This is a genomic window from Nocardioides sp. WG-D5 (assembly GCF_054031175.1).
The window spans coordinates 1220544-1245965 of sequence record NZ_CM132928.1 but is presented as its reverse complement, the minus strand read 5'-3'; the positions used below and the strand labels follow the sequence as shown (position 1 = coordinate 1245965).

Below are 25422 nucleotides of genomic sequence, written 5' to 3'. Positions count from 1 at the left end.
CTCAGGCCACCTCCGCGGCGGCCGCGACGGCTCGGCAGATGCGCGCGAGGTCGTCCTCGCCGGTGACGTAGGGCGGCATCGTGTAGATGAGGTCGCGGAACGGCCGGATCCAGACGCCCTCGCGCAGTGCGGCGTCGGTCGCCTTCGCGACGTCGACGGGGTGGTCGAGCTGGACCACGCCGATGGCGCCGAGGACGCGTACGTCGCTGACGCCCGGCAGCCCGGCGAGAGGGGAGAGGCCCGCCGAGAGTGCGCCGGAGACCCGCGCCACGTCCTGCTGCCAGCCCCGAGCCGCCAGCAGGTCGAGCGAGGCCAGCGCCACCGCGCAAGCGAGCGGGTTGCCCATGAAGGTCGGCCCGTGCATCAGCACGCCCGACTCGCTCCGGGAGATCGCGTGCGCGACCTCGGAGGTGGTGAGCACGGCCGCCAGGGTCATGTAACCCCCGGTGAGCGCCTTGCCGAGGCAGAGGATGTCGGGCGTGACCTGCGAGGACACGAACAGATCCCCGGTGCGGCCGAACCCGGTGGCGATCTCGTCGAAGATCAGCACCAGCCCGTGCTCGTCAGCGATCTCACGGAGCACGACGAGGCAGCGGTCGTCGTAGACCCACATCCCGCCGGCGCCCTGGAGGCGTGGCTCGAGGATGATCCCGGCCAGCTCGTCGGCGTGATCGGCTGCCAGGCGGCGTACGCCCTCAGCCCATGCCTCCACGTCGCCACCAGGCGCCGGCGGCCGCTCGGCGAAGACCTGCGGAGCGAGCATCTCGGTGAACATCGAGTGCATCCCGCCGACCGGGTCGCAGGTGCTCATGCAGCCGAAGGTGTCGCCGTGGTAGCCGCCGCGCACGGTCAGCAGCCGGGTACGCTCCGGCCGCCCGCGGCCGCGCTGGGACTGCAGCGCCATCTTGATCGCGACCTCGACGCTCACCGACCCGGAGTCGGCGAGGAAGACGTGCTGCAGCGGCTCGGGGGTGATGGAGACGAGCCGCCGGGCGAGGTCGATCGCGGGGGCGTGGGTCAGGCCGCCGAACATGACGTGCGCCATCCGGCCGGCCTGCTCCGCGAGCGCGGCGTCGAGCTCGGGCACCCGGTAACCGTGGATCGCCGACCACCACGACGACATCGCGTCGACGACCTCGCGGTGCTCGCCGTCGTGGTCGGAGAGGTGGAGGCGTACGCCCTCGGCGCCGGTGACGAGCCGCACCGGCGCCGGGTCGGTCATCGAGGTGTAGGGGTGCCAGAGGTGCTCGCGGTCGAAGGCGAGCAGCTCGGTGCCCCGATCAAGCGTTGGCAGCGACATCGGTCCCCGCTCCACGACGGCGAATCACCGGGCGCTCCTGCTCGTCGTGACCACCACAGGCGGTGCCGCAGCCGTCGCCGCAGCTGCTGCCGCAACCACCGGTGACCCGGGCGGCCGCCTTGGCGCGGTGCTCCTCGATCAGCTCGGCGAACCCGCTCTCGTCCATGCCGAGGATGATGAAGCCGTTGTCGCGCAGCATCTCCAGGTCGGCCAGCGCGTCCTGCCCCTCGGAGGTCAGGTAGTCGCCCAGGAAGATCGAGTTGGCGACGTGCAGCGCGGTGGCCTGCAGCGAGCGCAGGTGCATCTCGCGCCCGCCCGCGATCCGGATCTCCTTGTCCGGGCAGACGAACCGCGCCATCGCCAGGATCTTCACGCAGCGGGTGGGGGAGAGCTCCCAGGTGTTCTCGTAGGGCGTCCCGTCGAAGGGCATCAGGAAGTTCACCGGGATCGAGTCGGCGTCGAGCTCCTTGAGCGCGAAGAGCGCCTCGACGAGCTGCTCGTCGGTCTCGCCCAGGCCCGCGATCAGGCCGGAGCACGGCGAGAGGCCGGCGTCCTTGGCCTTGCCGATGGTGTCGACGCGGTCCTCGTAGGTGTGGGTCTGGACGATGTTGTCGTGGTTGGACTCGGCGGTGTTGATGTTGTGGTTGTACGCATCCACCCCCGCCGCCTTGAGCCGCTCTGCCTGACCGCCCTTGAGCAGCCCGAGGCAGGCGCACACCTCGACGCCCTCGTGAGCGTCCTTCAGCGCCGAGGTCATCTCCACGACCTTGTCGATGTCGCGGTCCGAGGGCCCGCGGCCCGAGGAGACCATGCAGACCCTGGTCGCGCCGCCGCGCAGCCCGGCGCCGGCCTGCTCGAGGGTCTCGTCCTTCGACAGCCAGGAGTACTTCAGCACCGGCGCCTGCGACCCGAGCGCCTGGCTGCAGTAGTTGCAGTTCTCCGGGCACAGTCCCGACTTGAGGTTGACCAGGTAGTTCACCTTCACGGTGTTGCCGAAGTGCTCGCGGCGCAGCCGCCCCGCCGCGGCGACGACGCCCATCAGCTCCGTGTCGGAGGTACGCAGCACCGCCAGCGCGTCGTCGGCGGTCGCGGCCCCGCCGGACAGGATCCGGTCGGCTAGCTGGTCGAAGGCTGTCGTCATGCGGGGCGTCTCCTCGGGATGGTTACCTGAACGTCGTTCAGCTGAACGGCGTTCAGGTTAGGCGAGGAGGGCCGGCACCGCAACGGTGACGTCCCACCGGCCGGGGCTAGGATCGGCGCGTGCACATCCAGACGATCCCCGGACTGGTCCTGATCGAGCACGAGATCGAGGTGCCGCTCGACCATCGCCGCGGTGGTTCCGAGACGCTGACCCTCTTCGCCCGCGAGGTGCGCCGCCCCGGCGATCGCGACGACCGCGACGCGCTGCTCTTCCTCCAGGGCGGCCCCGGCGGGGAGAGCCCACGCCCGATCGACGTGCCGATGGCGCCGGGCTGGCTGGAGCGCGCGCTCCAGGACTACCGGCTGATCCTCCTCGACCAGCGTGGGACCGGGCGGTCGACGCCGATCACCACGATGACCGGGATGAGCCCGCAGGAGCAGGCCGACCATCTCGCGCACTTCCGCGCCGACTCGATCGTCGAGGACGCCGAGCTCCTCCGGGAGCACCTCGGCATCTCGCGGTGGTCCCTGCTCGGCCAGTCCTTCGGTGGCTTCTGCTCGCTGCGCTACCTCTCGACCCACCCCGAGTCGCTGCGCGAGGTGCTGTTCACCGGGGGAGTGCCGCCGGTCGGCATGCCCGTCGACGAGATCTACGCCGCGACCTTCGCCCGCACGATCGAGCTCACCGAGCGTCACTACGCGCGCTTCCCCGGCGACCGCGACCGGATGCGCGCTTTGGTCGAGCGCTGCGACGCAGGCGAGATCCGGCTCCCGCACGGCGGCCGGCTCTCGGCCAGGCAGGCGCGCTGCCTCGGCAGCCGGCTCGGCATGACGGGCGGCTCCGAACAGATCCACTACCTCCTCGAGCGCGACCCGGCGGGCCTGGGCTTCGGGCACGAGGTCGCCTCCCTGCTGCCGTTCAGCGGGCACTCGCCGCTCTACGTACTCGTCCACGAGGCCTGCTACGCCGATGGCCAGGCCACGCGCTGGGCCTCCGCGCGGGTCCAGCCCGCGGCGTACGAGGAGGACCCGACGCTGTTCACCGCCGAGCACCTCTTCCCGTGGCACCTCACCGAGGACCCGCTCCTGGCGCCCTTCGCCGAGGCGGCGGACCTGCTCGCCGAGCGGGAGTGGCCGAGCCTCTACGACCCGGCCGCGCTCGCCGCCGGCGACGTCCCGTGCGCCGCGGCCGTCTACTACGACGACCCCTATGTCCTGCGTGAGCACTCGCTGGCCACCGCCGAGCTGGTCCCCACCCTGCGCCCGTGGATCACCAACGCCCATCTCCACAACGGCGTCCAGGTCGCCCCCGACGAGGTCCTGGACCGCCTCATCGGCATGGTCCGCGGACGGATCTGACCGCCATGACCATCCCCGTGCCGGTCGTCCGCACCGCATCCTTCGCGCTCACCATGGCGCTCGTCGCGCTCGCCTACCCGCTGCTCGCCGCGTTGGCCTACGTCGGCTTCCTGATCGCCGCCGTGGTCGGTGGCCTCGGGCTCGGCGGCCCGCTCGCCGGGCCCGTGCTCATCGTGCTCGGCGCGGTCGCCGGCATGGTCTGCGTGGCGATCGGAGCGCCCGCCGCCATCGCCGCCCGGGTCGTGGGTGGCGTCAGAGGCATGCTCGCCGGCGCCGCCGTCCTGGTCGTCCTCGCGGGAGGCACCACCTGGCTCGCGTGGTTGGTCTTCGACCTGGCAGGCCGCCCCTGGGCCGCCGCCGCCACCCTGCTCGCCGCCTCCGTCCCGGCCGCCTTGGTGCTCGCGCTCTCCGACACCGTCGCCGGCCGGGTCACCCGCCTGCCCGCGCGCACCCGGGAATCTGCCGGTCACGTCTGAGCCGGACCTGTCAGACTCTCGTCCGTGGGAATCGAGGTGAGGGCGTACGAACCCGGTTGGCCGATCCGGTTCGAGGAGGTCGCCGAGACCCTGAGGAAGGCCCTGACCGACGGACCGGAGGCGAGGGTCGAGCACGTCGGCTCGACGTCGGTCCCGGGTCTCGCGGCGAAGCCCATCCTCGACATCGACGTGATCGTCGCGCCGGAGGACGTCCCCGCAGCGGTCAAGGCGCTCGTACGCATCGGCTACCGGCACCGCGGTGACCTCGGCGTCGTCGGCCGCGAGGCCTTCTTCGCGCCAGACGACGACCCGGTGCGCCACGTCTACGTCTGCGCCGCGGGCACGCTCAACGTACGCAACCACCTCGCCGTCCGTGAGGTCCTGCGCCGCCGAGACGATCTCCGCGACGAGTACGCAGCGGTGAAGCTCGCCCTGGCCGCCGACCCGGACATGGACATCGACACCTACCTCGCCCGCAAGTCCGACGTCCTCCAGAAGATCCTGGCCGTCTCCGACCTGACCGACGCCGAACGCCGCCAGATCCTCTCCCTCAACGACCCGAGCCGCTGACGACCGTGTGCCCTCACAGGCGAAGGGCGTGGGCGGCCATCCGGTAGGCGACGGCGGACGCCTCGGGGTCGTGCAGCGAGGTGTCGGCGATGGCCAGCTCGGCGTGCGCGCGGATGCTGGTGGCGGGGTCGTCGGCGAGCAGGTCGGCGCACAGGCCGTCGACCACGGCATGGGCGTCGTGAGCGTCGAGCTCGTCCAGGACGTTGCCGAGGTCGAGGAGCATGGCCGCCTCGGCGAAGATCTCCCGGAGGGTCTCCAGGTCGACCTCGACGCCGCCGGGGCGTGCAGCGGCCCGCTCGGCCAGGCCGAGGACGGGCAGGAGGCGGGGATCGAGGTCGCTCATCGGTCGATGTCGTCGAGGTTGAGGCCCATCGGCGACTGGCCGGGGATCTCGCCGGAGGCGACGACGGCCTTGGTCAGCGGGCGCAGCAGACCGATGAGCTCTTCGACCTCGGCCCCCTCCAACGACGCGTACGCAGCGGCAGCGAGCTCATCGGTCGTCGACTCGATCCGGGCCTTGGTCTCCCGCCCGGCATCGGTGAGGGAGCGGCCGTCGTCGGTGACGAGACCACGGGAGCGCAGCCCGGAGACGAGGGAGGCCCACTCCGTCTCGTGGATGTTGCGGGAGGTGGCGTAGACCGAGGGGGAGAGGCCGGTGGCGAGGGCGTGGAAGACGTGCGACTCGCGCCCGCCGATCCCGGCGGTGAGCAGGGTGGCGACGTGGCCGTCACCGCGGTGCTCCCGTAGCAGCGTGGCCGCGTCCCAGAGCAGGGTCAGCGGGTCCTCGGCGACGGGGAGCGAGCGCAGCGCGGCGTACAGCGGCCGGCCTTCCAGCGGGGCGGAGAGCGCGGCCCGCGAGGCGAGCGAGGCGGCCCGTGCGACCTCGTCGGAGTCGGCGAGCGGGCCGAGCTGACGGCGGAGCGCGGTGACGGCGCCGGCGCGCCGGGCCTCGTGCGCGGCCTCGGGCGGCGCGAACCCCCAGGCGTCGGGAAGGGCGCGGGAGACGTGCGAGAACGCGAAGTTGTAGAACACCGCATGGACCACCTCGGCCGGGACAGGCCCGAGCGGGGCCGACCGCGCGGCGAAGTAGCCCATCCAGTAGCCGCGGTAGCCGGCCTCCTTGAGCAGGGCGATCGGTTCGGGCGAGAAGTAGCCCACCGCATGGATCGGCTCGAGCAGCTTCCACAGGCGACGCGCGTTCGGCTCCATGGCTGACGACGGTATCGGCACCGGCTCGAGACTCCGAGCGATTTGCCCGAGCGATCTGCCCGGCGAATTGGCCCCCCGGGCGGCGTACATAACAAGATGACGCCACGGATACGATTTATCCATCCCCCTCAACACCGGGGCCCGGCAGCCGGCCGGGCTCACCTCGAGCAGAGAGCATTCATCGTGGCAAAGCCGCCAGCATCCACCCTTGACCTCGTCGTCTCCCTCGCCAAGCGGCGCGGATTCGTCTTCCCCAGCGGCGAGATCTACGGCGGCACCCGGAGTGCCTGGGACTACGGCCCCCTCGGTGTCGAGCTCAAGGAGAACATCAAGCGCCAGTGGTGGAAGGCGATGGTCCAGCAGCGCGACGACGTCGTCGGCCTCGACTCCAGCATCATCCTGCCGCGCCAGACCTGGGTCGCCTCGGGCCACGTCGAGACCTTCAACGACCCGCTGGTCGAGTGCCAGTCGTGCCACAAGCGCTACCGCTTCGACCACCTCCAGGAGGAGTACGCGGAGAAGAAGGGCATCGCGGACCCCGACTCGGTCGACATCAACGAGGTCGTCGCCTGCCCCAACTGCGGCACCCGCGGCGCCTGGACCGAGCCGCGCGAGTTCTCCGGCATGCTCAAGACCCACCTCGGTGTCCTCGAGGACGAGAGCGGCCTCCACTACCTGCGTCCCGAGACCGCGCAGGGCATCTTCGTCAACTTCGCCAACGTGGTCACCTCGACCCGTCAGAAGCCCCCGTTCGGCATCGCCCAGACCGGCAAGAGCTTCCGCAACGAGATCACGCCGGGCAACTTCATCTTCCGCACCCGCGAGTTCGAGCAGATGGAGATGGAGTTCTTCGTCAAGCCGGGTGAGGACGAGGAGTGGCACCAGTACTGGATCGACGAGCGCACCCGGTGGTACACCGACCTCGGCATCAACCCCGACAACCTGCGCCACTACGAGCACGCCCAGGAGAAGCTGAGCCACTACTCCAAGCGCACCGTCGACATCGAGTACCGGTTCAACTTCCCGGGCAGCGAGTGGGGTGAGCTCGAGGGCATCGCCAACCGCACCGACTTCGACCTCGGCACCCACATGAAGCACTCCGGCCAGGACCTGCAGTACTTCGACCAGGCCAACAACGAGCGCTACCTGCCCTACGTCATCGAGCCCGCGGCCGGTCTGACCCGTGCGCTGATGACCTTCCTCGTCGACGGCTACGCCGAGGAGGAGGCCCCCAACGCCAAGGGCGGCGTCGACAAGCGGGTCGTGCTCCGCCTCGACCACCGGATCGCGCCGGTCAAGATCGCCGTGCTCCCGCTGTCCCGCAACGAGGCGCTGAGCCCGAAGGCGAAGGCCCTCTCGGCCGAGCTGCGCCAGAACTGGGCCGTCGACTTCGACGACTCCCAGTCGATCGGCAAGCGCTACCGCCGCCAGGACGAGATCGGTACGCCCTACTGCGTCACCGTCGACTTCGACACCCTCGAGGACAACGCGGTCACCATCCGCGAGCGCGACACCATGAAGCAGGAGCGGATCCCGCTCGAGGGTGTGAGCCGCTACTTCGCCGAGCGGCTGATCGGCGCCTGAGCGATACCGTTACCGCGTCGTAGACGTTGCATGGGGCATCCTGCCGCACGATTTCCCAGATGAGTGGGGCAGGATGTCCCCATGCAACGAGCGGGGTCCGTACTCGCCGCATCCGTCACCGGTGCGGTCATGGCCATGTCAGTGATGGGGTGCAGCGGCACCGCGCCGAGGTCGAACGCACCCCGGGCATCCGAGAGCGCTTCCGCCTCCGCGTCGACCTCACCGTCCGCCTCGGCCGAGCCGTCCCCCGGTGCGGTCACCGAGCCGGGTTCCGACCGCAAGCTCGGTGAGACCGCGACGGTCGAGTGGTCGCCCAAGGAGGGCGTCGACGGCAAGCTCTCGATCACCATCGCCAAGCTCGAGTCGACCTCCTACAAGCAGACCTTCTCCGGCTGGAAGCTCGACGAGGCCACCCTGGAGCGCGCGCCCTACTTCGTACGCGCCACCATCAAGAACGAGGGCGACACCGACCTCGGCGGCTACGACGCGCCGCTGTGGGGCCTCGACGACGAGGGAAATCTGGTCGAGGCGGCCGCGTTCAAGGAGCCGTTCAAGCCCTGCGACGTGAAGACCTTCCCCAAGCCGTTCGCCCCCGGGGCCAGCGTCAACGTCTGCCTGGTCATGCTCGTCCCGCACCAGGGCAAGCTCGTCGGCGTGAGCTACCGCCCCTACGAGGAGTTCGACCCGATCACGTGGGAGGGCGACCTGACGCCGTACGTCGCGCCCAAGGCCTCCGCGAAGCCGAGCTCGTCCGCGTCGCCCTCCTCCTGATTTCCGTACGTCGTGCCCTGACCGGACAATGGACCCATGTCCCTTCCCGGCCCCCTCCACCTCGGCAGCCTGACCGTCGACACCTCTGTGGTGCTCGCGCCGATGGCCGGTGTCACCAACGCCGCCTTCCGGCGCCTGTGCGCCGAGCAGGGCGCGGGCCTCTACGTCTGCGAGATGATCACCTCCCGCGGCCTGGTCGAGGGCGACCAGCACACCAAGGACATGCTCGTCTTCGACGAGGCCGAGACCGTACGCAGCGTGCAGCTCTACGGCACCGACCCGGTCTACGTCGGCAAGGCGACCGAGATCCTCTGCGCCGACTACGGGGTGGCCCACGTCGACCTCAACTTCGGCTGCCCGGTGCCCAAGGTGACCCGCAAGGGCGGCGGGGGAGCGCTGCCCTACAAGCGCGGTCTGCTCGGCGAGATCCTGGAGCACGCCGTGCGGGCGGCGGAACCCTATGACGTACCGGTGACGATGAAGACCCGCAAGGGCATCGACGACGACCACCTGACCTACATGGACGCCGGCCGGATCGCCCAGGAGAGCGGCGCAGCGGCGATCGCGCTGCACGGGCGTACGGTCGCCCAGGCCTACTCCGGCACCGCCGACTGGGACGCCATCGCGGAGCTGAAGGCGTCCGTCGACATCCCGGTGCTCGGCAACGGCGACATCTGGGAGGCGGCGGACGCGATCCGGATGGTCGAGGAGACCGGCGTGGACGGTGTCGTCATCGGCCGCGGCTGCCTCGGCCGCCCCTGGCTCTTCCGCGATCTGGTGGCCGCCTTCGCCGGCGAGACCGTCAACGTGCTGCCGAATCTGGGCGAAGTGACCGACATCATGCGGCGCCATGCCGAGCTGCTCTGCGAGCACATGGGCGAGGAGCGCGGCTGCAAGGAGATCCGCAAGCACATCGCGTGGTACCTCAAGGGCTTCGGTGCCGGTGGCGAGCTGCGCCGGACCCTCGGCCTGGTGAACAGCCTCGCCGACCTCGACGAGATGCTCGACAAGCTCGACCGGAACGAGCCTTTTCCCTCGTCACAGCTGGGTGCGCCGCGTGGGCGACAGGGTGCGCCGCGCGACAAGGTGGTCCTTCCCGAGGGGTGGCTGGACGACGCCGACGGGCGTGGCTGCGGGTTCGCGGAGAACGTCTCGGAGACCTCCGGAGGCTGAGGCCCCAGAGCCCGTTCCGAGGGGTCCGGAGAGGCCTTTCGGGGCTTCGGAATCAGTCGCCCGACAGGTACAAAGCAACGCAAAAACTCGGCAACGGAATTGGAATACCCCCTGTCGTGTGTGCTGTACTCATTGCCGTGCCCGACCTTCCCCGACGGGTTTCATCCGATGAAACCTTGGGAAATGCTCGGGCACTGACCATGTAGTCGAGCAAAGGAATTGCGTGTGGCCGGCAGCCACAGAGGCGACACTCGGGCCGTCCGTAAGACCAAATCAATAGTTGCCAGCGCAGGGGTCGCGGTGCTCGCGACCGGAGTGGCAGTCGGTGCCGGAGCCGCCTTCGCGGAGCCCACGTCGCTGATCGCCGAGAACGCAGGCGCTTCCCTCTCCTCGACCAAGGCCAACGTGCCGAGCACCCGTGACGACGCGCGCGTCGCCGGGGACCGCCGGGAGACCGTCGTCAGCCGTAACGGGGGCGACCGCGAGTCGGTCTCCTCGGTCGAGACGCTGACCAAGGGGCCCGAGCAGGTCGAGACCGGCACCGCCAAGGCGGTCAAGCGCTGGACCACGGAGACCCTCAACCTCTGGTCCGCCTACGGCAAGCACGCCACCCAGGCCGGCGAGATCGAGGCCGGCGAGCTCGTCTACGCCACCGGGCGCACCGAGTCCGGCCGCGACGAGATCCTCGTCGACGGCGAGGTCGCCTGGGTGACCACCGGCAACCTCAGCGACGAGAAGCCCGAGACCACCGGTGTCGCGGCCGGCATCAGCACCGCCGCCTGCGGCGACCCCTCGGTCGAGAGCGGCCTGGTCTCCGACGCGGTCACCGTCTATCGCGCGGTCTGCAACGCCTTCCCGGAGGTCGCCTCGTTGACCGTCGGTGGCTGGGACGCCCACGGCGAGCACTCCTCGGGCAAGGCGCTGGACTTCATGGTCGACAAGGGGCTCGGCGACGCGATCGCCGCCTACCTGCAGCAGTACGCAGCCGAGCTCAACCTCTACGACATCATCTGGTACCAGCGGATCTGGACGCCGGTGCGTGCCTCGGAGGGCTGGCGCTACATGGAGGACCGCGGGTCCGCCACCGCCAACCACTACGACCACGTCCACGTCTCCACCAACTAGTTTGCGATTGCTTCGCAACTCGCGCAGCGCTGGATGCGAGGTTGTCGGCCCGGCTACAACAGCCCGGGCCGACCTGCGTTCTCGGTCGTGCGGCCGGTTAACAACATCGCAAAAGTCTCCGGACGAACGTGGGATACCCCCACAGGTGTGTGCTTGACTCGGTGCCCCCCACGTAGTCGAGCGAAGGATTGCGCAGTGGCCACCAGCCACAGAGGCGATTATCGAGCTGTCCGTAGAACCAAGAAAGCCGTCGCGACCGCAGGGATCGTGACGTTCGCGACCAGCGGCGCGGTGGCCGCCGGGACGGCCGCGGCGAACCCCGGCATCGTGATCTCCGAGGTGGAGGAGAGGTCCGGGCTCCGGCTTCCCCAGCCGGCCGAGCGGCGTATCGAGGCCAGGGCCGAGGCGAAGGCGAAGCTCCCGGCGCTGCCGACGACCCGCGAGGACACCCGGATGTCCAGCGACCGCCGCGAGCTCACCGGCCGGGAGACGACGGTCAGCCGCAGCGGCGAGCGTGGTGCCGGCAGCGCGACCGACGCGCTGAGCGAGGTCGCGACGATCGAGTCGCTCATCGAACGGCCGACGTCGGTCAGCGGTGGTGCCCAGAAGGCCGTGCTGCGCTACGTCCAGGAGGACGTCACGGTCTACGCGTCGTACGGGAAGCGCGCCAAGGAGCTCGGCGAGCTGAAGCTCGGCCGGGCGGTCTACTACACCGGACGCGACGAGGGTGGCCGCCAGGAGATCGTCCTGGAGGGCAACCCGGTGTGGATCCCCGCGGGCAACCTGGGCAGGACCAAGCCCGAGCCGCCGCCCGAGCCCACCCCCACGCCGACCCCGACGCCCTCCCCGTCGCCCTCGGAGGACGCCCCGGCCGGGCTCGATTTCTCGGCGTGCGGCGACGCCACGGTGGAGAACGGTCTCGTCCCCGACGCCGTCGACCTCTACCGGGCGGTCTGCAACGCGTTCCCCGCCGTCGCCTCGGGCACGACGTACGGCTACGACCCGCACGGCGAGCACGTCGACGGCAAGGCGCTCGACTTCATGACCGATGACAAGGAGCTCGGCGACGCGATCGCCGCCTTCGTCCAGGACCACGCCGCCGAGCTGAACATCTACGACATCATCTGGTACCAGCGCATCTGGACGCCGGTCCGTGCCGACGAGGGCTGGCGCCCGATGGAGGACCGCGGCGACCCCACCGCCAACCACTACGACCACGTGCACGTGGCGGTCAACTGAAAGCCGAGTCGGCGCATCTGTCTCATCGAGAACCGCCGAGTCGGCGCATCTGTCCCAAGGTGCTGGGACAGTTGCGCCGACTCGGCGTCGTGCTGTGGGACAGATGCGCCGACTCGGTGGAGGGTCTGGCGGCTCAGACCAGTGCGCTCAGCGGGGTCGGCTTGCGACCACCGATCTTTTCGACGACGTCGGTGACGGTGGCGAGCTTGCCGAGGCGGGTGGCGGTGCCGAACGAGGTGAACAGCGGGGCGATGAAGTCCGGGACCCCGGCGGAGACGAGACCGGCGGTGTAGGCCTCGTCGTCGACCTGGACGACCTCGACCGGCGTGCCGGCCTTCTCGGTGGCGAGCGCGGCCAGGTCGGTCGCGGTGTAGGCCTGCGGGCCGGTCACGTCGTACGCCTTGCCCTCGTGTCCCTCGCTCGTCAGCACGCCGACGGCGACCGCGGCGCAGTCCTCGCGGGTGACGTAGGCCGCGCCGCCGTCGCCGAAGTTGGTGACCAGCTGTCCGGCCGCAGCGGCCTGGGCGACGGAGTCGACCTGCATGTCGGCGTAGAGGTTGTTGCGCAGCATCGTCCAGGCCAGGCCGCTCTCGCGCAGCGCGTCCTCGGTGGCGGCGTGGTCGGCGACGACACCGGCAGGGTTGTCCGGGGTCGGCTCGGAGATGGAGGTGTAAGCGATGTGGCGTACGCCCGCCTTGGCGGCGGCGTCGATGGCGTTGCGGTGGCCCTCGACGCGGGCGCCGACGGCGTCGGTCGAGATCAGCAGGACGCGCTCGACGCCGGCGAAGGCGTCGACCAGCTCGTCGGGCTTGTCGAAGTCGGCGGCACGTACGTCGGCACCGCGCGCGGCGTAGTCGGCGAGCTTGGCTGGGTCACGGGTGAGGAGCACGACCTCGGCGGGGTCGACGGTGTCGAGGAGCTGGTCGGCGACGAGGCGGCCGAGGTGGCCGGAGGCGCCGGTGATGGCGATGGTCATGGAGACGTCCTATCTGTAGTCACGGTGATGACGGTTCTTCAAATGTAGTCATAACGATGGCAATAAGGCAAGATGGGGGTATGGCCACTCCGACGAACACGCGTTTCGCGGTGGCTGTCCATGTCCTGACCTACCTCGCCTCGTGCGCAGCCGCCGGGCGTACGACGCCGGTCAGCTCCGACGAGCTGGCCGCGAGCACCGCGGTCAACCCGGTCCACGTGCGCAAGGTCCTCGGGCCTCTCCGGGCCGCCGGACTGGTCCGGTCGCGTCCCGGTGCCCACGGGGGATGGGAGCTCGCCGCGGATCCCGGCGTCGTCAATCTCGCCCAGGTGTGGCAGCTGCTCCAGGGCGACGATCCGGTCCTCGGCATCCACGGCCCGAACCCCGTCTGCCCGGTCGGCGCCAGCATCCAAGGAGTGTTGGTCGACCTCGACCGCCGCGTCGCCAAGGCCGTGCTGGCCGAGCTCGAGGGCATCACGCTCAACGACGTCCTCGGCGACTCCGGCTTCGACCCGGCGGACGTCGCCGGGCTCCTGCCGTGAGTCAGCGATAGCCTCTCGGACTGTGGAGCTATACGGGGCCGCCGACCGCGAGCGCATCGTCGCCGAGCCGCCCAAGCGGGTGTCGGCGCCGGAGCGTACGCAGTTCGAGCGCGATCGCGCTCGCGTGGTGCACGCCGCCTCGACCCGGCGGCTCGCGGCGAAGACGCAGGTCGTGGGGCCGCAGGCCGACGACTTCGTACGCAACCGGCTGACCCACTCGCTCGAGGTCGCCCAGGTCGCGCGCGACCTGTCCCGTGCCCTGAACGGGCCCGACTCCCCGCAGCCCGACATCGCCGAGACCGCGGCCCTGGCGCACGATCTCGGCCACCCGCCGTTCGGCCACAACGGCGAGAACGTGCTCGCCGACAAGGCCAAGGGCATCGGTGGCTTCGAGGGCAACGCGCAGACGCTGCGGATCCTGACCCGCCTGGAGGCGAAGACCTTCGACGCCGACGGGCGCTCGGTGGGGCTCAACCTCACCCGGGCGACCCTGGATGCGTGCACCAAGTATCCGTGGGGATTCGGTGAGCGGAAGGGCGCGAAGTTCGGCGTCTACGAGGACGACCTGCCGGTCTTCACCTGGCTGCGCGCCGCGGACGCCGGGCAGCGGCAGTGCGTCGAGGCGCAGATCATGGACCTCTCCGACGACGTCGCCTACTCCGTCCACGACGTCGAGGACGGCATCGTCGCGGGGAAGATCGACCTGGCCCGGCTCGACCTCGACGGCGTGGCCGAGACGGTCGCCGACTGGTACGTCCCCGGCTTCGACCGGGCCCTCGCGGTCTCGACCATCGCCGATCTCCGCGCCGCCGGCTGCTGGATCGCCGAGGGCGCGGCGTACGACGGCTCGCGCCGGTCCCAGGCGATGCTGAAGAACCTGACCTCCGACGTCATCGGCCGGTTCTGCGGCGCGGTGAAGGAGGCGACGTACGCCGCCGGCGGCGGCCCCTACGCCCGTTACGGCGCCGACCTGGTGGTGCCGGAGCGGACCCGCCTCGAGATCGCGCTGCTGAAGGGGATCGCGGCGCACTACGTGATGCGCACCGACGAACGGGCCGCGAAGATGGACCGTCAGCGCGATGTCCTCGGAGAGCTGGTCGAGCACCTCGTCGCCACGGGACCCGCCGACCTCGACCGGCAGTTCGCCGACGACTGGCGCGCCGCGTCCGACGACGCCGCCCGGCTCCGGGTCGTGATCGACCAGGTCGCCTCGCTCACCGACATCACCGCACTGGCCTGGCACGAGCGGCTCTGCCGGCGCCTCTGACGACCCTTGCCCGCACGACATTTAAGCGTTACCTTAAATGTCGTGACCGATGTCTGGTACGCCGTCTCCGACTCCACCCGCCGCCAGGTCCTGGCGCGGGTGGCCGCCGGGCCGTGCTCGGTGGGGGAGATCGCCGACGCGCTGCCGGTGAGCATGGCCGCGGTGTCCCAGCACCTCAAGGTCCTGCGCGAGGCCGGCCTGGTGTCGATGACACCGGCCGGCCGTCGCCGGATCTACCAGGCCCGGCTCGAGGGTCTGGCCGAGCTGCGCGCCGAGCTGGACACGTACTGGACCCAGGCGTTGCATTCGTTCAAGCAGGTGGCTGAGGACAGCTACCGGGCAGGGAAGGAGCAGCAATGAGCATCACCCGCGAACCCACCTCCGTGGACCTGGAGATCACCGTCGACGTCCCGGTCGAGCACGCCTTCAAGGTGTTCACCGAGGACTTCGACCGGATCAAGCCGCGTGATCACAACATGCTTCCTGTCGAGATCGCCGAGACGGTGCTGGAGCCGCGGGTCGGCGGTCGCGTCTACGACCGCGGCGTCGACGGCAGCACCTGCCAGTGGGCCCGCGTCCTCGTCGTCGAGCCGCCCCACCGGCTGGTCATCTCCTGGGACATCACCCCCGACTTCAACCTCGAGCCCGACCCGGCCCGGTGCAGCGAGGTCGAGTTCAGCTTCACCTCGGTGGGACCCGAGCAGACCCGCGTACGTCTCGAGCACCGGCACCTCGACCGGCACGGCGCCGGATGGCAGGGCTGGCGGGACCGGGCCGCGGGCGACAGTGCCTGGGGGATCTACCTGGAGCGGTTCCGGGCCCTCGCGGAGGCGTGATGGGCCTCGACCGCACCGCGCTGGCGACCGCCGAGCGTCGCGACCTCGCCGACTTCCTCGAGACGCTGACGCCGGAGCAGTGGGATCAGCCCTCGCTGTGCAGCGGATGGGCCGTACGCGACGTCGTCGCGCACCTGATCAGCTACGAGGAGGTCGGGCTGGCGGGCTTCATCGGCCGGTTCGCGCGCCAGGGGTTCCGCTTCGGCACGATGAACCAGCGTCGGCTGGAGGAGTTCGGGAGCAGGACCCCCGACGAGCTGGTCGCCTACGTGCGCGCGCACGCCAAGCCGTCGGGGCCGACGGCGGTGGCGGATGCCCGGATCGGGCTCACCGACGGCCTCATCCACCACCAGGACATCCGTCGCGCGCTCGGCAGGCCGCGCCGGGTGCCGGCCGAGCGGCTGGTTCCGGTCCTCGGCTTCGCGATGATCGCCCCGCCGCTGCCGGCGAAGCGGAACGGTCAGGGCCTTCGGCTCGTGGCCACCGATCTCGACTGGTCCCACGGAAGCGGTGCGGAGGTCACCGGCCCGGGCGAGGCGCTGCTGATGGCGGTCTGCGGGCGTGCCGACGCGCTCGCCGAGCTCACCGGGCCGGGACTGGGGACGCTGGCGGGCAGGGTGCAGGCCACACCCTGAGCGCAGGACGGGATGGATGAGTAGTCTCCCCGTGTGAGCGATCCCCTCGTCTGGCTGCCCTTCGACCCCACCGAGCTGGGCGAGGTGCCCCGGGGTCTCCGCTTCGAACTCTTCGACCACACCCGCTTCGCCGGCTCCCACGTGGAGGTGCCGGAATCGGTCGGTGAGGTGGCCTTCTACCTGCCGCCCTACATGCTCGGCTCGCGGATCTTCGACGTGGTCAGCCAGATGAAGTCGCTCCAGGTCGTGCAGCTGCTCACCGCCGGGGTCGACGCGGCCCGCGGCCACATCCCCGAGGGAGTGACGCTGTGCAACGGCCGGGGCATCCACGACACCTCGACCGCCGAGCTCGCCGTCACGCTGATCCTCTCCTCGCTGCGGGGCATCCCTGGTCACGTACGTCATCAGGACGAGCACGCCTGGCGGCCGGGCTGGTTCCCGTCGCTGGCCGACAAGCGGGTCCTGATCGTCGGCTACGGGGCGATCGGCCGGGCCATCGAGGCGCGGCTGCTTCCGTTCGAGACCGAGGTGGTCGGGGTCGCGCGGACCGCCCGGGACGGTGTCCACGGCTTCGACGAGCTCGACGCGCTCGTGCCCGAGGCCGACGTGATCGTGCTGGTCACACCGCTGACCGACGAGACCCGTGGTCTGGTCGACAGCGAGTTCCTGGGACGGATGAAGGACGGCGCGCTGCTGGTCAACGTCGCGCGCGGTGGTGTGGTCGCGACCGACGACCTCGTCGCCGAGCTCGCCACCGAGCGGATCCACGCGGCCATCGACGTCGCCGAGACCGAGCCGCTCCCGGCCGACAGCCCGCTGTGGAGCTCGCCCAACCTGCTCATCACGCCCCACGTCGGTGGCGCCTCGAGCGCGATGTGGCCGCGCGCCTACCGGGTCGTCCGCGAGCAGCTCGAGCGGTTCGCTGCGGGGGAGCCGTTGGCGAACGTGATGTCGGGGGACTACTGATGCTGCGGGTTGCGGTCGTCCAGGAGACGGCGGTGACCGGTGATGTGGCCGCGAATGTCGCGACGGCCGCGAGCCGGGTCCAGGAGGCGGCCGCGCAGGGCGCTCGCCTGGTCGCGCTGCCGGAGACGTTCACGACCTCGTGGGACCTGGAGGCCTTCGACGGCCCGCTGCCCACGCTCGACGACACCGCCTGGCTCGCCCCGGTGCAGGCGGCGGTGGACGAGACCGGCGCGGTGCTCGTGCTCAACTCGCCCCTCGCTCGAGGTGGGCGACGGACAATCACCACCCTGGTCCTCGCGCCGGGGGAGGAGCCGGTCGCGGCGTACGACAAACAGCACCTCTACCCACCCGAGCGCGAGCGTTTCGAGCCCGGCGAGCACGGCACGACGATCGAGGTCGACGGCATCCGGGTGGCGCTGTCGGTCTGCTACGACGCCAACTTCCCCGAGCACGCCGCGGCGGCCGCCGCCGACGGCGCGATCCTCTACCTCAACACCGGCGCCTACTTCCCCGGCGGCGGGCACCGGCGCGACCTGCACTACGCCGCCCGGGCGCTCGACAACTCGATGTACGTCGCCTTCGCCGGCCTCGTCGGCGGACCGCTCGATCTCATCGGCGGGTCGGCGGTCTACGACCCGCTCGGCCGGCCCGTCGAGCGGCTCGACGACAGCACCCCGGGCATGGTCGTCGCCACCATCGACCCGGCCGAGGTGGCGCGTGTCCGCGACGAGCAGCGGATGTGGGCCGACCACCGAGCCGACCTCGGCCGACGGCGTACGCTCTCCATCGCCGCCGCCCCGTAGGATTCACCTCGTGGCGGGCCGCATCAAGGAGACGAGCATCCAGGAGGTGCGCGAGAAGGCGCGCTTGGACGACATCGTCTCCCAGTACGTCACGCTGCGCCGCGCCGGGCCCGGCACCTACAAGGGCCTGTGCCCGTTCCACGACGAGAAGTCGCCGTCCTTCAACGTGAACCCCTCGCGCGGCTTCTACAAGTGCTTCGGCTGCGGCGAGGGCGGCGACGTCATCGACTTCGTCATGAAGCTCGACGGGCTGAGCTTCTTCGAGGCCGTCGAGCGGCTCGGTGACAAGGTCGGCGTGCAGGTCCAGCGCGAGGAGGGCGACGAGGCGCCGGTGCGTCGGGGGCCTGGTCGCGGCAAGCTGGTCGAGGCTCACAAGGTGGCCGCCGAGTTCTACGCCGAGCAGCTGCTGACCCCGGACGCGGTGGTCGCGCGGCAATTCCTCGCCGAGAAGGGGTTCGACCGCGACGCCGCGTTGCTCTTCGGCGTCGGGTTCTCGCCGCGCGGGGGAGAGGACCTCTACCGACACCTGCGCGCGCGTGGGTTCTCCGACGAGGAGGTCGTCACCGCCGGGCTGGTGGCGCAGGGACGGTCCCACTACGACCGGTTCCGTGGCCGGCTGATGTGGCCGATCCGGGAGTCGGGCGGCGACGTCATCGGCTTCGGGGCGCGGCGGCTCTTCGACGACGACCGCATCGAGGCGAAATACCTCAACACCTCCGAGACGCCGATCTACAAGAAGTCCCACGTCCTCTACGGCATCGACCTGGCCCGCAAGGAGATGGCCCGCACCCGCGAGGCGGTGATCGTCGAGGGCTACACCGACGTGATGGCCTGCCACCTCGCCGGGATCACCACCGCGGTCGCGACCTGCGGCACCGCGTTCGGCGACGACCACGCCAAGGTGCTGCGCCGGTTCATCTCGGACGACCAGCAGCTGCGGGGCGCGGTCGTGTTCACCTTCGACGGTGACGCCGCCGGCCAGGCCGCGGCGCTGAAGGCGTTCAAGGGCGACGGCAACTTCACCTCGCAGACCTACGTCGCCGTCGAGCCCGACGGCCTCGACCCCAACGACCTGCGGATCAAGAAGGGCGACGAGGCGGTCCGCGAGCTGCTCGCCAACCGCGTCCCGCTCTACGAGTTCGTGCTGCGCAACGTCGCCTCGAAGTACGACCTGGACCGCGCCGACGGCCGCGTCGACGCTCTCCGCGAGGCGGCCCCGCTGGTCGCCTCCGTGCGCGACGAGTCCAAGAAGATGGGCTTCACCCGCGACCTGGCGCGCTTCCTCGGCGTGGATCCGGACGAGGCCGCCAGAGAGGTACGCCGCGCCGCCGGTCGCCCGGCGCCCCAGGCCGCCCCGCCGCGGCGCGAGGCCGTCTCCGCCTCGCCCGAGGCTCCGGCCGCGCCGCGCCGCCCACCGATGCCGCACCCGCGTGAGCCGCGCTTCACCGTCGAGCGCGAGACCCTGAAGCTCTTCGTGCAGCACCCGGTCGCCCTGGGCCGCACCACCAGCGAGATCACCCCCGAGGCCTTCACCCACCCGCTCTACCGGGCGCTGTGGGAGATCATTGCCGGCCTCGGTGGACCCGGTGCCGGCACCGGCGACGCCGGCTGGGCCCAGAAGCTCAGCGCCGCCGCCTCGGACCCGCTCGTCAACCGCATCCTCGCCGAGCTCGCCGTGGAGCCGATCCCGTCCGCGAAGGAGCCGGATGCTGCGTACGTCCTGCAATATGTCGTACGCCTCCTCGAGCTCCTCGACCAGCGCCGCATCGCCGACGTGAAGAGCCGTCTGCAGCGCTCCGACGCGGCCGCCGACCCCGAGGCCTACAACCGTCTTTTCGCCCAGCTCGCCGCCCTCGAGCAGCACCGCCGAGGCCTGCGCAACCTGGTCGCCGAATGAGGGCCTGCCGATTTCCGATCGCCGCTTCCGGGTTGCTAAGGTTTCACCCGCGCCGCAAGGTGCGATTCCCCTGTAGCTCAATTGGCAGAGCATTCGGCTGTTAACCGGAGGGTTGTTGGTTCGAGTCCAACCGGGGGAGCAAGAAACTCCGCTTGACCTGGTCAAACAGGGCAAGCGGAGTTCGTCGTTTTACCCGGGTTGAGCGTGGTCGCACCCCGGGTCGTCACCGCGGTTTTGCGAGTCACTTGATCGGTATTTACGGCGTACCCCTTGACTTTGCGTAGATCGCTCAGCAACCATTGAGTCAATGGGTACTGAGCAACATTCCGAACTGGAACGTCGAGCGAAGGTGCACGCCGCGCTCGGTGATCCGGTGCGACTTCGGATCGTTGACAGGCTCCAGACGAGTGATGCCTCCCCCACAGAGCTCGCCGGGATGTTGTCTGTCCCGTCGAACTTGTTTGCTCATCATGTGCAGACGTTGATGAGCGCAGGCGTCGTGTCCCGTCATCGTTCCGAGGGCGACGGGAGGCGTACGTATCTGCATCTCGAGCAGGACACGCTCGAGAGCCTGGGCACCGCGTCCCCCGTGGCGGTGCCCAGGCGTGTCCTGTTCGTGTGTACGGGTAACTCGGCGCGGTCTCATCTGGCGGCGGCGTTGTGGCGTCAGGTGAGCCCGATCCCGGCTGCTTCGGCGGGTACTCATCCTGCTGATCGGATCAATCCGGGCACGGTCGATACCGCTGCCCGCCACCATCTGGACCTGCCGATCGTCGATCCGGTTCGGATGGACGACGTGCTCGATCCGGGTGATCTGGTGGTCACGGTCTGCGACCGGGCTCATGAGACTCCGAAGGTGCCCGGTGAGCTGCACTGGTCGATCCCGGACCCGGTCGACAAGGGCCCCGAGGCCTTCGACGCCGCGTACGAAGAGCTCCGGCACCGGATCAACGCGCTCGCGTCCCGCCTGCACCCCGAGAAGCCAACCTCCACGCCCTGAGGAGTAGCCATGGACACCGGCTCCACCCATGACCACCAGCTGGCACCGAGCAGCGCCACCGCTCGCCCTGACGGGGAGCTCGGCGGCCACTACAGCCCAGCCCTCTTCGAGCAGACCCTGAAGGACTCGCTCGACGACGCGGGGAAGAACGCCCTCCCTGCCGCCGACGCCGCCCTGCTGACCGAGCAGTTCGCCGGCATCGTCTACTTCTCCGACATGGCCGCCGACCGCCCGCGGCGCCCGCAGTCGCCGTATCGCAACGCCGCGGCGGGCGCGCCCGGCGGGGAGCACTCCTGCTCCACGCGAGGTCGTCGCGTCCCGACCCGGCCCTGGCGACTGCCCGCAGGCGAACGGAGCCCCAAGAGCTGACGCGGCGTCTCCGTCTCAGCCCTGGCTGATCAACGCCTGCGCGACCGTGCGTACGCGGTCGATCGGCACGGCGAAGCCGATGCCGATGTTGCCGCTCGGCCCGCCCAGGGTGGCGATGGAGGTGTTGATCCCCACCACGCGGCCGTCGAGGTCGACGAGCGGGCCTCCGGAGTTGCCGGGGTTGATGGCGGCATCGGTCTGGATCATCTCGGGAGAGGAACCAGAGGAGCGGTGCGGCGAGCTCACGATGCCGGAGGTGACGGTGCCGTTGAGGCCGAGCGGTGACCCGACGGCGATCACCGGCTGCCCGATCCGGAGGTTGCCGCTCTGGCCGATGGTGGCGGGGCGTACGGCGTTCGGGTCGGTGGCGATGACGGCGATGTCGTTGCGTTCGTCGCTGCCGATGACGCGGCCGGCGGTCGAGCTGCCGTCGGCCAGGACCAGGCTCACCGAGTCGGAGCCTTCGACGACGTGGGCGTTGGTGACGACGTGGCCGACGCCGTCGATGGCGACTCCTGAGCCGGTGCCTCGGCCGGCGCGTACCTGGACGACGCTGGGGAGGATGCGCTGGGCGGCGGCCTCGGTGGCGTTGGTCGGCGCCGCTCCCTGAGGTCCTGGAGCGGGCACGGGGAGGGCGTCCCTCACCGGGTCGGGGCTGGTGATCCCGATCGCCACGCCACCGCCGGCGGCCGCGCCGGCCAGCACCGCCGCGGCGAGGGTGAGCGTGAGCGTACGTCGCGGCCGCCGGACCAGCGCCGGGGGCGGCTGTGAGGGCGGGGCGCCGGTGGGCGGCCGCGGTTCGGCGGGCTGGCCTGGGGGCATGCCTGCGGTTCCTGGTTGGGCGACCAGCCGCACCCTGCCGTAGCGGTCACGCACCACGCGTCGTGCCGGAGGGGGTGCCGACAGGGGGGTCGGGCTCGGCACGGACGGTGGTGTCGGCGCGGGTGCGACTGGTCGGATCGGGGATGCGGGCCGGAGTGGACGGGCCGCTCGGGCGGGTGGCGCCGAGGTGGTCCACTGCTGGGGGCCGGTGGGGCGGCCGAGCCCGCGTTCGGGAGATGCGGTGTCGTTCATCGGAGTCCTCCGGGAGATGCCTAGATGAGCCGGGCGAACCAGCGCAGCGAGAGGGCGGCGGCCGCGAAGGCGAGGGTCATCGCGCCGAGCACGACCCAGACCGTGACCTCGCGGTATTCGATGTGGTGGCCGACGAGGGTGCCGATGTCGTCGTAGACCTCGCGCAGCTCGTCGGCGCTGGACGCGCGGTAGAACTGGCCGCCGGTGGTGTCGGCGAGGTCGCGCAGGGTGTCCTCGCGGACCTCGACCGACTGTCCGCCGGGCAGGGTCGCGCTGGATCCCTCGGTGCCGTAGGCGATCGTCGAGGTGGGCAGCCCGGCCTCCCTCGCGGCTTCGGCGGCGGCGACGGGGCTGCGGCCGGCGGAGTTGCCGCCGTCGGAGAGCAGGACCAGGTGGGCCGGCGACCGCTCCTCCTCGGACTCGTCGGACTCCTCCGACCCCTCCGACTCCCCGGGCTCCTGGGAGGGACCGGACGCGGCGGCCTCCTCAAGGATCTGCTGCAGGTCGTCGATCGAGGAGTAGACCGCCTCGCCGATGGCGGTGCCGCCGTCGGGCGGTCCGAGACCGTCGATGCTGCGTACGACCAGGGCATGGTCGGTGGTCGGGCTGGTGACGACGCGGGCGTTGCTGGAGAAGCTGACGAGGCCGACGTTGTAGCGGGCCGGGAGCTGATCGATGAAGCTGATGGCCGCGGCCTTGGCGGCCTCCAGGCGGTTGGGTGGCATGTCCTCGGCCGTCATCGAGGCGGAGGTGTCGATGGCCACCAGGATCGTGGCTCGTTCGTACGGCACCTGCGCCCGGACCTGGGGTTGGGTGGTCGCGACGGCGAGAAGGGCGAGCGCTCCGACCACCAGCCCGGCGGCCAGGTGGCGGCGCCAGCGCGGACGGTGCGGGACGAGGCGCTCGAGCATGGGCGCGGTGGCGAACCGGACCGCGTACCTGATCCGGCGGCGCTGCATGACCAGGTAGCCGACGGCGAGCAGGGCGATGGGTATCAGTGCGAGCAGGAACAGGGGCTGGGTGAGTCTCATCGGGGGCTCCTTCCGGTCAGTGGGTGGCCGAGGCCGTCCGGGGCCGGGCCGGCCGGGGGTGCCGGGCCCGGCGGCGCAGGAGCCGGACGAGTGCTCGCGCCCAGTCGTCGTCGGTGGACATCCGCAGATGGTCGGCGCCGGCGGCGCGTACGGCCTGGCTGTTGTTCTCCCGCAGCGTTCGCATCGCCTCGGCATAGGCGGCTCGCAGCCGCGGATCGGACGTGTCGGCCTCGTGCTGGCGGTTGCTCTCGGGATCCACGAGCGTGATCTGACCGACGGCGGGCAGCTCGAGCTCGCGAGGGTCCACGACCTCGACCAGGATCACGTCGTGACGCGCGGTGAGCCGTCGCAGCGCCGGCTCCCAGCCGAAGGGCCGCTCCCAGCGGCCGTCCGCGGGCAGGAGATCGGTCACGATCACCCGCAGGCCGGAGTTCCGAGCACGCCGGCCGAGCTCGACCAGCGCATCCTCGAAGGTGGCGCCGCCGGCAGCCGCCGGGGCCGTACGCGGCGAGGACGGCTCGGCGGTGAGCAGCCGGCGGGCGACCCGGCGCCCGGTGGTCGGCGGCCGCCAACGTACGCCGCCGGCGTCGAGGATCCCGAGCCCGACCCGGTTGCCCGGACCGTCGGCGGCGATGCCGATCGCGGCGACGGTCGCCTCGGCGACCTCGACCTTCTCGGCGAGCGCGGTCCCGAAGGCCATGCTGGGCGTGCGGTCGACCAGCACCCAGGTGTCGAGCTCGTGCTCGGCCCGGGTGAGCCAGACGTGCGGCTCGCCCAGACGCGCGGTCGCGTTCCAGTCGATGCGGCGTACGTCATGGCCCGGTGTGTAGGGCACGAGCTCCTCGGTATCGCTGCCCGGACCGAGCCGGAGGCCGTCGATCTCGCCCTGGAGCATCCCGCCCACCCGGCGCTGAACGGTCAGGTCCAGCCTGCGGAAGGCGCTGTAGGGCGACCTCACGAGGCCAGCTCCTCGTTCGGCATCGGCTCGGCCGTGTCGGGGTCGTCGTCGCTCGGCGTCGCTCGCGGCTGCGGGACCGCGGCGAGGACGGCGTCGACGACGGCGCGCGGGTCGACCCCGTCGGCCTCCGCGTCGAAGGTGAGCACCAGCCGGTGGGCGAGGATGTCGCCGGCCAGGTCGGCGATGTCGGCGGGCAGCACGTAGTCGCGTCCACGCAGCAGCGCCAGGGCGCGGCCCGCGGTGACGAGACCGAGGCTGCCGCGGGCGCTGACTCCATAGGCGAGGAGCCCGTCGAGGTTGTGGAGGCCGTAGGCGTGCGGCGTCCGCGTCGCCATGACGAGCTTGACGGCGTACTGCGCGACCTCGTGATGGACGAACACCTCCTCGGCGCGGGACTGGAGCTCCCGCAGCGTGGCGATGTCGAGGATCTGCTCGACGCGGGGCGGCCGGGTGCCCATGCGCTGGACGATCGTCATCTCCTCCAGCTCGTCGACGTGGCCGACGTCGACCTTCAGCAGGAACCGGTCGCGCTGGGCCTCGGGGAGCCGGTAGACGCCGTCGTTCTCGATCGGGTTCTGGGTGGCGAGGACGAGGAACGGGTCGGGTAGGCGATGGCTGGTGCCGCCGATGCTGACCTGCCGCTCGGCCATCGCCTCCAGCAGCGCGGACTGCACCTTGGCCGGGGCCCGGTTGATCTCGTCGGCGAGGACGAGGTTGGCGAAGACCGGGCCCAGCTCGGTGTCGAACTGCTCGGCCGACGGGCGCCACACGCGGGTGCCGACGATGTCGGAGGGCATCAGGTCGGGCGTGAACTGGAGACGGGTGAACGAGCCGCCCACGACGCCGGCGAGGGTGCGTACGGCCAGTGTCTTCGCGACGCCCGGCACCCCTTCGAGCAGCACGTGGCCGCGGGTCAGCAGGCCCACAAGCATCCGCTCGATCATCAGATCCTGGCCCACGACGACGCGCTTGACCTCGAAGAGGACGCGCTCGAGGACCGCGTTCGCCCCGAGGTCGGACCGGATCGGCTGGGTCGGCTGGGTCGGCCGGGACGGCTGGGTTGGCTGGTGCTCTGTTTCCCACATGCGGGGCCTCCCTGGTTGATGGATGTCTCTGCCGGAC

27 protein-coding genes and 1 tRNA gene are annotated in these 25422 nt (G+C 70.9%); 19 read left to right on the top strand and 9 right to left on the bottom strand.

Features of this window, described 5'->3' with window-relative positions; all coding sequences use genetic code 11:
* Position 1 precedes the first annotated feature (1 nt).
* Both bioA and bioB read right to left on the bottom strand, forming a co-directional pair.
* Positions 2 to 1300 (bottom strand): adenosylmethionine--8-amino-7-oxononanoate transaminase, encoded by a 1299-nt coding sequence (gene bioA, locus ACWZJV_RS06105; protein WP_457180602.1) that lies wholly within the window; start codon positions 1298 to 1300, stop codon positions 2 to 4.
* Complete coding sequence (gene bioB, locus ACWZJV_RS06100) at positions 1281 to 2441, bottom strand: biotin synthase BioB (protein ID WP_457180601.1); 1161 nt, start codon at positions 2439 to 2441, stop codon at positions 1281 to 1283. Before bioB ends, bioA begins: the two co-directional genes overlap by 20 nt.
* 119 nt (positions 2442 to 2560) lie before the next feature.
* On the opposite strand from bioB, the gene ACWZJV_RS06095 reads away from it, so the two are divergent.
* The 3 genes from ACWZJV_RS06095 to ACWZJV_RS06085 are packed head-to-tail and all read left to right on the top strand — an operon-like array spanning position 2561 to position 4845.
* Entirely contained in the window at positions 2561 to 3799 is a 1239-nt protein-coding gene (locus ACWZJV_RS06095) for an alpha/beta fold hydrolase (protein ID WP_457180600.1), read from the top strand.
* Positions 3800 to 3804: 5 nt separating this feature from the next.
* On the top strand, positions 3805 to 4275 hold the full coding sequence (locus ACWZJV_RS06090) for a hypothetical protein (protein WP_457180599.1): 471 nt from the start codon (positions 3805 to 3807) through the stop codon (positions 4273 to 4275).
* Between the two features lie 24 nt (positions 4276 to 4299).
* Positions 4300 to 4845: a GrpB family protein gene (locus ACWZJV_RS06085; RefSeq protein ID WP_457180598.1), complete on the top strand. Its 546-nt coding sequence runs from the start codon at positions 4300 to 4302 to the stop codon at positions 4843 to 4845.
* Between the two features lie 13 nt (positions 4846 to 4858).
* Here ACWZJV_RS06085 and ACWZJV_RS06080 read toward each other — a convergent pair whose 3' ends face one another.
* Both ACWZJV_RS06080 and ACWZJV_RS06075 read right to left on the bottom strand, forming a co-directional pair.
* Positions 4859 to 5188, bottom strand: a complete 330-nt coding sequence (locus ACWZJV_RS06080) for a hypothetical protein (RefSeq protein ID WP_457180597.1) — start codon at positions 5186 to 5188, stop codon at positions 4859 to 4861.
* Positions 5185 to 6054, bottom strand: coding sequence for an SCO6745 family protein (locus tag ACWZJV_RS06075; RefSeq protein ID WP_457180596.1), 870 nt, complete (start codon positions 6052 to 6054; stop codon positions 5185 to 5187). The genes ACWZJV_RS06080 and ACWZJV_RS06075 overlap by 4 nt, the downstream gene beginning before the upstream one ends.
* A gap of 183 nt (positions 6055 to 6237) precedes the next feature.
* Between ACWZJV_RS06075 and ACWZJV_RS06070 the strand changes: the two genes are divergently transcribed.
* The 5 genes from ACWZJV_RS06070 to ACWZJV_RS06050 all read left to right on the top strand — a co-directional run bounded on the left by ACWZJV_RS06070 (position 6238) and on the right by ACWZJV_RS06050 (position 11946).
* Positions 6238 to 7638 carry a glycine--tRNA ligase gene (locus ACWZJV_RS06070; RefSeq protein WP_008363819.1) on the top strand — a complete coding sequence of 467 codons (1401 nt, stop codon included), beginning with the start codon at positions 6238 to 6240 and terminating at the stop codon, positions 7636 to 7638.
* 81 nt (positions 7639 to 7719) lie between these two features.
* Positions 7720 to 8409: a hypothetical protein gene (locus ACWZJV_RS06065; protein WP_457180595.1), complete on the top strand. Its 690-nt coding sequence runs from the start codon at positions 7720 to 7722 to the stop codon at positions 8407 to 8409.
* A gap of 36 nt (positions 8410 to 8445) precedes the next feature.
* Positions 8446 to 9582, top strand: a complete 1137-nt coding sequence (dusB, locus tag ACWZJV_RS06060) for a tRNA dihydrouridine synthase DusB (protein ID WP_457180594.1) — start codon at positions 8446 to 8448, stop codon at positions 9580 to 9582.
* Positions 9583 to 9882: 300 nt separating this feature from the next.
* Positions 9883 to 10707: a mucin-2 protein gene (locus ACWZJV_RS06055; protein WP_457180593.1), complete on the top strand. Its 825-nt coding sequence runs from the start codon at positions 9883 to 9885 to the stop codon at positions 10705 to 10707.
* Between the two features lie 267 nt (positions 10708 to 10974).
* On the top strand, positions 10975 to 11946 hold the full coding sequence (locus ACWZJV_RS06050; RefSeq protein ID WP_457180592.1) for a mucin-2 protein: 972 nt from the start codon (positions 10975 to 10977) through the stop codon (positions 11944 to 11946).
* Positions 11947 to 12079: 133 nt separating this feature from the next.
* On the opposite strand, the gene ACWZJV_RS06045 is transcribed toward ACWZJV_RS06050, so the two are convergent.
* Positions 12080 to 12922 (bottom strand): SDR family oxidoreductase, encoded by an 843-nt coding sequence (locus ACWZJV_RS06045; protein ID WP_457180591.1) that lies wholly within the window; start codon positions 12920 to 12922, stop codon positions 12080 to 12082.
* An 80-nt stretch (positions 12923 to 13002) separates the two neighbouring features.
* Here ACWZJV_RS06045 and ACWZJV_RS06040 point away from each other — a divergent pair, with 80 nt between their 5' ends.
* From ACWZJV_RS06040 to ACWZJV_RS05990, 11 genes are all read left to right on the top strand, one after another.
* Complete coding sequence (locus ACWZJV_RS06040) at positions 13003 to 13464, top strand: Rrf2 family transcriptional regulator (RefSeq protein WP_457180590.1); 462 nt, start codon at positions 13003 to 13005, stop codon at positions 13462 to 13464.
* Between the two features lie 22 nt (positions 13465 to 13486).
* Positions 13487 to 14731, top strand: a complete 1245-nt coding sequence (locus ACWZJV_RS06035; RefSeq protein ID WP_457180589.1) for a deoxyguanosinetriphosphate triphosphohydrolase — start codon at positions 13487 to 13489, stop codon at positions 14729 to 14731.
* Positions 14732 to 14773: 42 nt separating this feature from the next.
* Positions 14774 to 15091 carry an ArsR/SmtB family transcription factor gene (locus ACWZJV_RS06030; RefSeq protein WP_008363835.1) on the top strand — a complete coding sequence of 106 codons (318 nt, stop codon included), beginning with the start codon at positions 14774 to 14776 and terminating at the stop codon, positions 15089 to 15091.
* Positions 15088 to 15567 carry an SRPBCC family protein gene (locus tag ACWZJV_RS06025; protein ID WP_008363838.1) on the top strand — a complete coding sequence of 160 codons (480 nt, stop codon included), beginning with the start codon at positions 15088 to 15090 and terminating at the stop codon, positions 15565 to 15567. The genes ACWZJV_RS06030 and ACWZJV_RS06025 overlap by 4 nt, the downstream gene beginning before the upstream one ends.
* Positions 15567 to 16202, top strand: a complete 636-nt coding sequence (locus ACWZJV_RS06020; protein WP_457180588.1) for a maleylpyruvate isomerase family mycothiol-dependent enzyme — start codon at positions 15567 to 15569, stop codon at positions 16200 to 16202. Before ACWZJV_RS06025 ends, ACWZJV_RS06020 begins: the two co-directional genes overlap by 1 nt.
* A 33-nt stretch (positions 16203 to 16235) precedes the next feature.
* Positions 16236 to 17168: a 2-hydroxyacid dehydrogenase gene (locus ACWZJV_RS06015; RefSeq protein WP_457180587.1), complete on the top strand. Its 933-nt coding sequence runs from the start codon at positions 16236 to 16238 to the stop codon at positions 17166 to 17168.
* The gene (locus ACWZJV_RS06010) at positions 17168 to 17971 is read left to right on the top strand and encodes a carbon-nitrogen hydrolase family protein (RefSeq protein WP_457180586.1); all 804 of its coding nucleotides are present in this window, start codon (positions 17168 to 17170) and stop codon (positions 17969 to 17971) included. Before ACWZJV_RS06015 ends, ACWZJV_RS06010 begins: the two co-directional genes overlap by 1 nt.
* Positions 17972 to 17981: 10 nt before the next feature.
* Positions 17982 to 19868 (top strand): DNA primase, encoded by a 1887-nt coding sequence (dnaG, locus tag ACWZJV_RS06005; protein WP_457180585.1) that lies wholly within the window; start codon positions 17982 to 17984, stop codon positions 19866 to 19868.
* A gap of 66 nt (positions 19869 to 19934) precedes the next feature.
* Positions 19935 to 20007: transfer RNA gene (locus tag ACWZJV_RS06000), tRNA-Asn, on the top strand.
* 168 nt (positions 20008 to 20175) lie between these two features.
* Positions 20176 to 20868 carry an arsenate reductase/protein-tyrosine-phosphatase family protein gene (locus ACWZJV_RS05995; protein ID WP_457180584.1) on the top strand — a complete coding sequence of 231 codons (693 nt, stop codon included), beginning with the start codon at positions 20176 to 20178 and terminating at the stop codon, positions 20866 to 20868.
* Positions 20869 to 20877: 9 nt separating this feature from the next.
* Positions 20878 to 21237 carry a hypothetical protein gene (locus ACWZJV_RS05990; RefSeq protein ID WP_008363851.1) on the top strand — a complete coding sequence of 120 codons (360 nt, stop codon included), beginning with the start codon at positions 20878 to 20880 and terminating at the stop codon, positions 21235 to 21237.
* Between the two features lie 15 nt (positions 21238 to 21252).
* On the opposite strand, the gene ACWZJV_RS05985 is transcribed toward ACWZJV_RS05990, so the two are convergent.
* The 4 genes from ACWZJV_RS05985 to ACWZJV_RS05970 all read right to left on the bottom strand — a co-directional run bounded on the left by ACWZJV_RS05985 (position 21253) and on the right by ACWZJV_RS05970 (position 25385).
* A complete protein-coding gene (locus ACWZJV_RS05985) occupies positions 21253 to 22059 on the bottom strand; it encodes a S1C family serine protease (RefSeq protein WP_050801044.1) in 807 nt (268 codons plus the stop codon).
* A 272-nt stretch (positions 22060 to 22331) separates the two neighbouring features.
* Complete coding sequence (locus tag ACWZJV_RS05980) at positions 22332 to 23342, bottom strand: VWA domain-containing protein (protein ID WP_457180583.1); 1011 nt, start codon at positions 23340 to 23342, stop codon at positions 22332 to 22334.
* Positions 23343 to 23358: 16 nt separating this feature from the next.
* The gene (locus ACWZJV_RS05975) at positions 23359 to 24300 is read right to left on the bottom strand and encodes a DUF58 domain-containing protein (protein ID WP_457180582.1); all 942 of its coding nucleotides are present in this window, start codon (positions 24298 to 24300) and stop codon (positions 23359 to 23361) included.
* The gene (locus ACWZJV_RS05970) at positions 24297 to 25385 is read right to left on the bottom strand and encodes an AAA family ATPase (protein ID WP_457180581.1); all 1089 of its coding nucleotides are present in this window, start codon (positions 25383 to 25385) and stop codon (positions 24297 to 24299) included. Before ACWZJV_RS05970 ends, ACWZJV_RS05975 begins: the two co-directional genes overlap by 4 nt.
* Positions 25386 to 25422: the final 37 nt, after the last annotated feature.

Bases quoted from the DNA above. Each gene is read 5' to 3' on its own strand.
- bioA (WP_457180602.1), bottom strand. From the start codon at position 1,300: ATGTCGCTGCCAACGCTTGATCGGGGCACCGAGCTGCTCGCCTTCGAC.
- bioB (WP_457180601.1), bottom strand. From the start codon at position 2,441: ATGACGACAGCCTTCGACCAGCTAGCCGACCGGATCCTGTCCGGCGGG.
- ACWZJV_RS06090 (WP_457180599.1), top strand. From the start codon at position 3,805: ATGACCATCCCCGTGCCGGTCGTCCGCACCGCATCCTTCGCGCTCACC.
- ACWZJV_RS06080 (WP_457180597.1), bottom strand. From the start codon at position 5,188: ATGAGCGACCTCGATCCCCGCCTCCTGCCCGTCCTCGGCCTGGCCGAG.
- ACWZJV_RS06075 (WP_457180596.1), bottom strand. From the start codon at position 6,054: ATGGAGCCGAACGCGCGTCGCCTGTGGAAGCTGCTCGAGCCGATCCAT.
- ACWZJV_RS06065 (WP_457180595.1), top strand. From the start codon at position 7,720: ATGCAACGAGCGGGGTCCGTACTCGCCGCATCCGTCACCGGTGCGGTC.
- dusB (WP_457180594.1), top strand. From the start codon at position 8,446: ATGTCCCTTCCCGGCCCCCTCCACCTCGGCAGCCTGACCGTCGACACC.
- ACWZJV_RS06045 (WP_457180591.1), bottom strand. From the start codon at position 12,922: ATGACCATCGCCATCACCGGCGCCTCCGGCCACCTCGGCCGCCTCGTC.
- ACWZJV_RS06040 (WP_457180590.1), top strand. From the start codon at position 13,003: ATGGCCACTCCGACGAACACGCGTTTCGCGGTGGCTGTCCATGTCCTG.
- ACWZJV_RS06025 (WP_008363838.1), top strand. From the start codon at position 15,088: ATGAGCATCACCCGCGAACCCACCTCCGTGGACCTGGAGATCACCGTC.
- ACWZJV_RS06020 (WP_457180588.1), top strand. From the start codon at position 15,567: ATGGGCCTCGACCGCACCGCGCTGGCGACCGCCGAGCGTCGCGACCTC.
- ACWZJV_RS06010 (WP_457180586.1), top strand. From the start codon at position 17,168: ATGCTGCGGGTTGCGGTCGTCCAGGAGACGGCGGTGACCGGTGATGTG.
- ACWZJV_RS05995 (WP_457180584.1), top strand. From the start codon at position 20,176: ATGGGTACTGAGCAACATTCCGAACTGGAACGTCGAGCGAAGGTGCAC.
- ACWZJV_RS05990 (WP_008363851.1), top strand. From the start codon at position 20,878: ATGGACACCGGCTCCACCCATGACCACCAGCTGGCACCGAGCAGCGCC.
- ACWZJV_RS05985 (WP_050801044.1), bottom strand. From the start codon at position 22,059: ATGCCCCCAGGCCAGCCCGCCGAACCGCGGCCGCCCACCGGCGCCCCG.
- ACWZJV_RS05980 (WP_457180583.1), bottom strand. From the start codon at position 23,342: ATGAGACTCACCCAGCCCCTGTTCCTGCTCGCACTGATACCCATCGCC.
- ACWZJV_RS05970 (WP_457180581.1), bottom strand. From the start codon at position 25,385: ATGTGGGAAACAGAGCACCAGCCAACCCAGCCGTCCCGGCCGACCCAG.